The organism is Leisingera aquaemixtae (assembly GCF_019801145.1).
GTDB lineage: Bacteria > Pseudomonadota > Alphaproteobacteria > Rhodobacterales > Rhodobacteraceae > Leisingera > Leisingera aquaemixtae_A.
Genome location: NZ_JAHVJQ010000018.1, coordinates 22,898 through 30,463, shown reverse-complemented (window position 1 = coordinate 30,463; position 7,566 = coordinate 22,898). Strand labels below are relative to the sequence as shown.

The 7,566-nt window shown below is 68.1% G+C and carries 6 protein-coding genes; 4 read left to right on the top strand and 2 right to left on the bottom strand.

What is annotated here, in order from left to right; translation table 11 throughout:
* From KUW17_RS22620 to KUW17_RS22610, 3 genes are all read left to right on the top strand, one after another.
* Positions 1-743, top strand: a 743-nt coding sequence (locus tag KUW17_RS22620; RefSeq protein WP_222482568.1) for an HlyD family secretion protein, incomplete at its 5' end; no start/stop codon positions are given.
* The gene (gene rbbA / locus KUW17_RS22615; protein ID WP_222482567.1) at positions 740-3,436 is read left to right on the top strand and encodes a ribosome-associated ATPase/putative transporter RbbA; all 2,697 of its coding nucleotides are present in this window, start codon (positions 740-742) and stop codon (positions 3,434-3,436) included. The genes KUW17_RS22620 and rbbA, both read left to right, overlap by 4 nt.
* Positions 3,437-4,561, top strand: a complete 1,125-nt coding sequence (locus tag KUW17_RS22610; protein WP_222482566.1) for an ABC transporter permease — start codon at positions 3,437-3,439, stop codon at positions 4,559-4,561. It begins immediately after the preceding gene.
* 10 nt (positions 4,562-4,571) lie between these two features.
* Here KUW17_RS22610 and KUW17_RS22605 read toward each other — a convergent pair whose 3' ends face one another.
* Entirely contained in the window at positions 4,572-4,979 is a 408-nt protein-coding gene (locus tag KUW17_RS22605; RefSeq protein ID WP_222482565.1) for a universal stress protein, read from the bottom strand.
* Between the two features lie 111 nt (positions 4,980-5,090).
* On the bottom strand, positions 5,091-6,617 hold the full coding sequence (locus tag KUW17_RS22600) for an AAA family ATPase (protein ID WP_222482564.1): 1,527 nt from the start codon (positions 6,615-6,617) through the stop codon (positions 5,091-5,093).
* A gap of 161 nt (positions 6,618-6,778) precedes the next feature.
* Here KUW17_RS22600 and KUW17_RS22595 point away from each other — a divergent pair, with 161 nt between their 5' ends.
* Entirely contained in the window at positions 6,779-7,213 is a 435-nt protein-coding gene (locus tag KUW17_RS22595) for a DUF4405 domain-containing protein (RefSeq protein WP_222482563.1), read from the top strand.
* Positions 7,214-7,566: the final 353 nt, after the last annotated feature.

Genomic DNA, 7,566 nt, shown 5'->3' with positions numbered 1-7,566 from the left:
CGGCCCATGACCGGGCCAAGGCAGAAGCCGCCCTGGCGCGCCAGACCAAGGCCGAGGCCGAGGCGCTGGTAGTCCAGCGCCAGAGCGAGCACCGCCGGGCCGAGCATGAGCTGGCACGCGCCACCGCCCTCCTGGCCGGGCACAACATCTCCGAAACCGTGTTTGAGGAACGCGACACCGCGCACCAGGTCGCCGAGGCGGTGCTGGGCGCGGCGCAGGCGCGGGTGGCCACCGCGGACGCCGGGATTGCGGCGGCAGAGGCAGAGGTCCGCCGCATCGCCGCGCAGATCGAGGACAGCACCCTCACCGCGCCGATGCCGGGCCGGGTGCTCTACCGGCTGGCCGAACCGGGCGAGGTGGTCGGCGCCGGCGGGCCGATCCTGACAATGCTCAGCCTTGAAAACATCTACATGGAGGTGTTCCTGCCCGCCCGCGAGGCCGGCCTCCTGCCGATCGGCGCCGAGGCCCGCATCGTGCTGGATGCGCTGCCCGATTACGCCATTCCCGCAACAGTCACCTTCGTGTCGCCGGAAGCCCAGTTCACCCCCAAGCAGGTGGAAACGCTCAGCGAGCGCGAGCAGCTGGTGTTCCGCGTCCGCGTCCGCATCCCGCAGGATCTGGTGGCCGCGCGGATCGAACACGTGAAAACCGGCCTGCGCGGCATTGCCGTGATCCGGCTGGACCCGGCCAGCGAATGGCCCGAAGCGCTGGAGCGGCGCATCCCGCCTGAGCTGTTCGAATGACCGCCGCCGCAGGCAGTGCCGGCATACGCGTCGCGGACGTCACCCACCGCTACCGCAAGCACACCGCGCTGGACGCGCTGTCGCTGGACCTGCCGCCGGGCCGGCTGGTTGGCTTCATCGGGCCGGACGGGGTCGGCAAGTCGACCCTCCTCAGCCTGATCACCGGCGCCAAGAAACTGCAGGCGGGAAGCATAGATGTCCTCGGCGGACCCATCGGCGACCCGGCGCACCGGCGCCGCATCTGCCCCGCGATTGCCTTCATGCCGCAGGGGCTGGGCCGCAACCTCTACCCGGAACTCTCCGTGCGCGAAAACCTCGAGTTCTTCTCGCGGCTGTTCGGCCAGGGCGAGGCAGAACGCGAGGCCCGGATCGCGGCGCTCCTCACAGCAACCGGGCTGGCGCCTTTTGCGGACCGGCTGATGGGCAAGCTGTCGGGCGGCATGAAGCAGAAGCTGGGGCTGTGCTGCGCCCTGATCCACGACCCCAAGCTGCTGGTGCTGGACGAGCCGACCACCGGCGTTGACCCGCTGTCGCGCCGCCAGTTCTGGGCGCTGATCAGTGCCATCCGCGGCCAAAGCCCCGGCCTCTCCGTGCTGGTCTCGACCGCTTATATGGAGGAGGCCCAGAGCTTTGACTGGATCGTCGCCATGGATGCAGGCCGCGCCCTGTACCAGGGCACCCCGGACGGGCTGCGGGGCGGGGCTGAAGACCTCGAAACCGCTTACCGGCAGCTGCGGGCGCAAGGGAAACCGCCGCCGGTTCAGAACCAGACCCAAGCCAAGCACGGCGGCGGCGCACCGGTCATCACCGCCCGCGGGCTGACCCGCCGCTTCGGCGATTTCACCGCCGTTGATCATGTCGATTTCAGCATCGCCCAGGGCGAGATCTTCGGTTTTCTCGGCTCCAACGGCTGCGGCAAGTCGACAACCATGAAAATGCTGACCGGCCTGCTGCCGATCAGCTCCGGCGAGGCGCAGCTGTTCGGCAAGCCGGTGGATGCCCGCAACCGCGCCATGCGCCGCGAGACCGGCTACATGAGCCAGGCGTTTTCGCTCTATGGCGAACTGACCGTGCAGCAGAACCTGCAGCTCCACGCCCGCATTTTCGCGATTGCGGACCGCGAGGCCAGGGTCGAAGAATTGACCCAGCGCTTCGGCCTTGCGGAGCACAGCGCCACCCTGGCCGCCGCCCTGCCGCTTGGCATCAAGCAGCGGCTGTCGCTGGCGGTTGCGGTGATCCACCGCCCGCGGGTGCTGATCCTGGACGAACCGACCTCCGGCGTCGACCCGGAGGCCCGCGACATGTTCTGGGCGCTGCTTCTCGAGCTGTCGCGCAACGAGGGCGTGACGATCTTTGTCTCCACCCATTTCATGGGCGAGGCCGAACGCTGCGACCGGGTTTCCTTCATGCACGCGGGCAAGGTTCTGGCCGAAGGCACGCCCAAGGCGCTGATGGCATCGCAGGCCGCAGACACCCTGGAACAGGCCTTTGTCGCCATCCTCAAGGCCGCCGATCCCCCAGCCCCGGTCACGGCCCCGGAAACCGCCGTGCAGGCGGACACCGCCCCGGCAGGCGGCGGCCTCACCCGCGCCCTGGCCTATGCGCGGCGCGAAACTGTCGAGGTCCTGCGCGACCCTGTGCGCCTCGCCTTTGCCTTCCTCGGCTCGGTGATCCTGATGCTGGTGTTCTGCTTCGGCATTTCGCTCGACATCGAAGAGCTGGACTATGCCGCATTGGACCTGTCGCAAAGCCCCGAAAGCCGCGCCTACCTCGCAGAAATCTCCGGCTCCCGCTACTTCAGGCCAACACCGCCCCTGGCCAGCGCTGCCGAGGGCCGCAGCCGCCTGGTCTCGGGCGAGGTCTCGCTGGTCATCGAACTGCCCCCCGATTTCGGCCGCAAGCTGCGCGCGGATGAACCGGCAGAGGTGCTGGCCATTGTCGATGGCGCCATCCCCTTCAAGGGTGAGACGGTGGAGGGCTACGCCGCCGGGCTGCATCAGACCTTCCTGAGCGCGCAGGCCGCCGCCAGCGGCACCCGCCCGGCCGAAATCGCCCGGATCGAGCCGCGCTTCCGCTACAACCAGAGTTTCGAGAGCATTGCCGCAATGGCGCCTGCGATGCCCGCAATCCTGCTGATCATGCTGCCCGCGGTGCTGATGGCGGTCAGCGTCGCGCGGGAGAAGGAGCTGGGCTCGGTCACCAATTTCTACGTCACGCCGACAACCCGGCTGGAGTTTCTGATCGGCAAGCAGATCCCCTACGTCGTAATCGCCTACGCCAATTTCCTGCTGCTGGCCGGAATGACCGTCGCGGTCTTCGGGGTGCCGCTCAAGGGCGACCCGCTGCCGCTGGCCGTCGGCGCGCTGCTCTACGTCTGGGCCACCACTTCTTACGGGCTGCTGATCGCCACGATGACCTCCAGCCAGGTGACGGCGACCTTCGCAACCGCCATCGCCTCGGTGGTGCCGACAATCCAGTTCTCCGGCTTCCTGCAGCCGGTGTCCACGCTGGAACCCGGCGCCCAGACCATCGGGTCGCTGTGGCCCTCCTCCTACTTCCTGCACCTAAACGTGGGCGCCTTCACCAAGGGGCTGGGCTGGGAGGCGCTGCTGCCGGACATTCTGGCGCTGGCCTGCTTCGGGCCGGCGTTCACGCTGCTGGCGGCGCTGTCGCTCCGGGCACAGGAGAAGTAGATGCAGCGGCTTTCCTGCATATTCTGGCTCGGCCTCAAGGAAATGATGAGCCTGCGCCGCGACTGGGTGATGATGGCGCTTCTGGTCTGGTCCTTCACCCTGTCGCCGGTGATGGAGGCCACCGGGGTGGCAACCTCGGTCAACAATGCCTCGATCGCCTTTGCCGACGAGGACAACTCGCCGCTGTCGCGCAACCTTGCCGCTGCCTTCTTCCCACCCGAGTTCCAGCCGGTGGTGCAGATCGAACCAGGCACCGGCGCCGCCCGGATGGATGCCGGCGACTTCCTGTTTGCCGTCGCCGTGCCGCCCGGGTTTGAACAGGACGTGCGTGCAGGCCGGGTGCCGGAAATTCAGGTTCTGATCGACGCCACCGCGATGGAGCAGGCGGGCATTGGCGTGCATTACATCACCAGCATCCTCAGCGCCGAGATCCGCCGCTTCGCCATCGGTGCAGATCTGGCCCAGCCGCAACCCCTCGGCATCATCATCCGCAGCGCCTTCAACCCCAACCGCGATACCGTCCGCTTTGCCGGCATCAACGCGCTGATCGGCCAAATCATGTGGCTGACCACAATCCTCACTGGTGCCGCGATGATCCGCGAACGCGAGCACGGCACCATCGAGCATCTGCTGGCGATGCCGCTTTCGCCTTTCGACATTGCCGTGGCCAAGATCTGGGCCAACGCCGCAGTGGTGCTGGCCGCGGCAGCGCTGTCGCTGGCCTTTGTGATGCAGGGGGTGCTGGACATCACCATCGCGGGGTCCAAGATGCTGTTCCTCTGCGGCACAGCGCTGTTCCTGTTCACCGCAACCGCGCTTGGGGTGTTCCTGGCAACGGTGGCGCGCTCAATGGCGCAGTTTGCGCTGCTGGTGATGCTGACCATCCTGCCAATGCTGATGCTGTCGGGCGGCGAAACCCCGGTGGAAAGCCAGCCGGACTGGCTGCAGGTCGCCACCGTCATCCTGCCCTCGCGCCACTACATGGCCGCCAGCCAGGCCATCGTCTTCAAGGGCGCAGGACTCGAAACCGTCTGGCCGGAACTGCTGTGGATGGCGCTGCTCGGCGCCGCGCTTTTGGCCACCAGCCTCTTGCTGTTCCGCCGCTCCGTGGCGCACGACAGCTAGCGTCAGGGCCTCAGCGGATCACAACCACGGTGCACTTGGCATGGCGCACAACGCGCGCCGCCGTCGAGCCGAGGAAATAATCCTGCAGCCCGGGCCGGTGCGAGGCAATCACGATGCAATCGGCGCCATGCGCGTCGGCGTAATCAGTGATCGTGCGCCCGGCATGGCCGGTGACCACATCCGCCTTGACGCCAGCCACTCCGCCCAGGTCTGCTTTGAGCTCTGCCAGCATCTCTGCGCGGGTTTTCTCCAGCAGGCCCTCCGGCAATTGCTGCACCACATAGCCGGGGATCTCATCGGCCACGGTCAGCGCCGTGATCCTGGCATCGCTGTCCGCCAGCAGACGGGCAGCCTGCAGCGCGCTGGCGCTGTCGGCGCCGTGGTCCGGGGCAATGGGAACCAGAATATTCTTGTACATGGTGTTCCTCCTCAGATGTTGCTCAACGTTACGCCCGCAGCCTCCGGCCTGCATTGACCAAGGTTATCCGCCCCCCGCGGCGCGCCTCCCGCAGCGCAGGGCCGTCCGGGGTCACTCCGGCAGCAGGGCAGCCTTCACCCGCCCGGCAACCTCATCCTCGGTGCCGCCGCAGCTGATCCGGGTCCAGTCCGCGGGATCCGCGCCGCGCCTAATCTGCGCATGCAGCACATCCGCGTCCGCATCCGAGGCATCATTGGTGCGCGCTTCGATGCGGCGCTCCAGTTCGGCGGGGTCGCCGTGCAGCCATATGCCATCGAACGGCACCCCCAGCCTGTCTGCCAGCGCCCGCACCGCATCCCGGTATTCCGCCGCCAGGAAAGTCGCATCCACCACTGCGCTGTGCCCGGCGCGCAGCACCCGCTCCGCCCGGTCCAGCAGCCGGGCATAGACCTCCGCGTTCACTTCCGGCCGGTAGCCTTCGGCAGGCAGATGCGCCAGCGGATCGGCTCCGAACAGCGCCTTGCGCTCCACGTCGCTGCGCAGGTGGACCGCGCCGGGCCGCGGCGCCAGATACGGCGCCGCCCGCGCCGCGACCGTGGTCTTGCCGGTGCCCGACAACCCGCCCACCGCCACCAGCCGCGGCGGCGCCGGCGCCAGGCAGGCCGCCGCCAGCTCAAGATAATCCCGCGCCTCCCGCGCGGCCCCGGCGGAACCGTTTCCCGCCATGGCCTGCACCGCAACCATCGCCCGGATCGCCGCGCGCAGCGCCATGAACAGCGGCAGCGCCGCCAGCCCGCCGAGATCCCCGGCGGCCTGCAGATAGCTGTTCAGCGCCGCGTTCGCCTGCACCCGCGCATCCCGGTGCAGCAGATCCATCAGCAGGAAGGCGAAGTCATAGAAGACATCGCAGGTGCCCAGCCGCTCATCGAACTCCAGCGCGTCAAACGGCACCACCCTGCCGCCGATCAGCACCAGGTTCCGCAGGTGCAGATCGCCGTGGCACCGCCGCACGAATCCCGCCGCCGCGCGCTGCTCCAGGCATGGCGCGGCATCCGCAAAGGCCCGCCCGGCCGCTTCCAGGAACGCATTCACCCGGCCGCGGCCAAGCACCTCCCCCATGCCGCCAAGCGCCTCCCGCAGCTCCTCGACGATTTCCCCGATCAGGGCGGCCCCGTCCGCGCTGCGCCGCTCCGCTTCCGCGTGATAGGCGGCCACCGCGGTGCCCAGCCGCCGCGCCAGATCAGTCGTCAGCCCGCCGCCATCAGCAATGCGGCTCAGCTCCGCCTCCCGCGGGAACCGGTGCATCCGCAGCGCGTATTCGACGGCAGGCCCCGCCCCCTCCAGCGCCAGGCTGCCTCCGGCCTCGCGGGTGACCGCAACCACCCGGTCATAGATCTCCGGCGCCGCCGGGGCGTTGAGGGCAAGCTCGCGCTCCAGCACGCCCTTTCGGGCCTGCAGCGTGGAAAAGTCCAGGTAGCTGTAGCGCACTGCCCGCTTGATCTTGAACGCCAGGCTGCCGGCCAGGAACACATGCGCGGAATGGGTCGTGACCACCTCGACCGGCGCGTCCCCGCCATAGGCTGACGGATCGCTCAGAAAGGCCACCACTGCTGCCTGCCGGGTTTCATCTGGATGCATAGGCTTACCCCCGGCGCAGCCTACCAGAGGCGGCGCCCCGCCGCCTTGAGCAAGGTCAACCGGGCCGCAGCCCTTGCCCTTTGCGCGCTGAACCGATCTGGATCAACGCGCGCGCATGTCCTGCGGCCTAGACTTACCCCGTCCTGACAGGAGGCAGTGAAATGGCCGATACCGCGCCCCGACCCCGAACCAAGCGCGGGCTGACCACCCGGGCCCTGGCCGTCTTTGGCGTCACCTTCTCCTTTGCCGCCATTCTTCTCAGCGGCAGCATCCTGTTCCTTGCGCCCAAGGGCAGGGCAGCACAGGCCGCGGACTGGGACGTGCTGGGTTTGGCCCGGCAGGGCTGGAGCGATCTGCACATTGTCCTGGCGGCGCTGTTCATCGGCTTCTCGCTGTGGCATGCCGCGCTTCATTTCCACGTTTTCAAGACGCTGATCTTCGGCAGCAGCATGTCGCCACGCGGCCACCGGGCCGAGGCGCTGATCGCGCTGGCAGCCGTTGCCGCCGTTACCGCGCTGGCCCTTCTGCAGCTGCCCCCGGCCAGCTGGCTGCTCGGCCTCAACGAGATGTTCAAACACGCGTTCTTGACGCCCTGAAACCGGACACCGCCGGGCAGCGGACCACCAGCAGCCAAGGCAGGCATGGGGCAGTGTTGAGAAGATGGCATAAGCGACCCTTCAGGCCGGAGCGTTGCGGAGACTGCCTGGCGGGACCTTGCGAACCTTCGCCGCAGCTGCGGCCCCGGGCGCCTCTCTGTGCCTGCCTTGCGCAGCAAGCGCCAACCGCAGCATCTATTGCCTAGCTCTTACCCAAAACACCCCGAGTATTTTGAAAGCCTTGTGGTTCTGATCAGCCCCACCTGATTGGTCCGGTTTGATTGTTGGTGCATGACCGACCTCTGGTTCTGCCAGCGGACAGCGGCAGGCATTTGCCCGGAAGGCCGGACGGC

Bases quoted from the DNA above. Each gene is read 5' to 3' on its own strand.
- KUW17_RS22595 (WP_222482563.1), top strand. From the start codon at position 6,779: ATGGCCGATACCGCGCCCCGACCCCGAACCAAGCGCGGGCTGACCACC.
- KUW17_RS22610 (WP_222482566.1), top strand. From the start codon at position 3,437: ATGCAGCGGCTTTCCTGCATATTCTGGCTCGGCCTCAAGGAAATGATG.
- KUW17_RS22600 (WP_222482564.1), bottom strand. From the start codon at position 6,617: ATGCATCCAGATGAAACCCGGCAGGCAGCAGTGGTGGCCTTTCTGAGC.
- KUW17_RS22605 (WP_222482565.1), bottom strand. From the start codon at position 4,979: ATGTACAAGAATATTCTGGTTCCCATTGCCCCGGACCACGGCGCCGAC.
- rbbA (WP_222482567.1), top strand. From the start codon at position 740: ATGACCGCCGCCGCAGGCAGTGCCGGCATACGCGTCGCGGACGTCACC.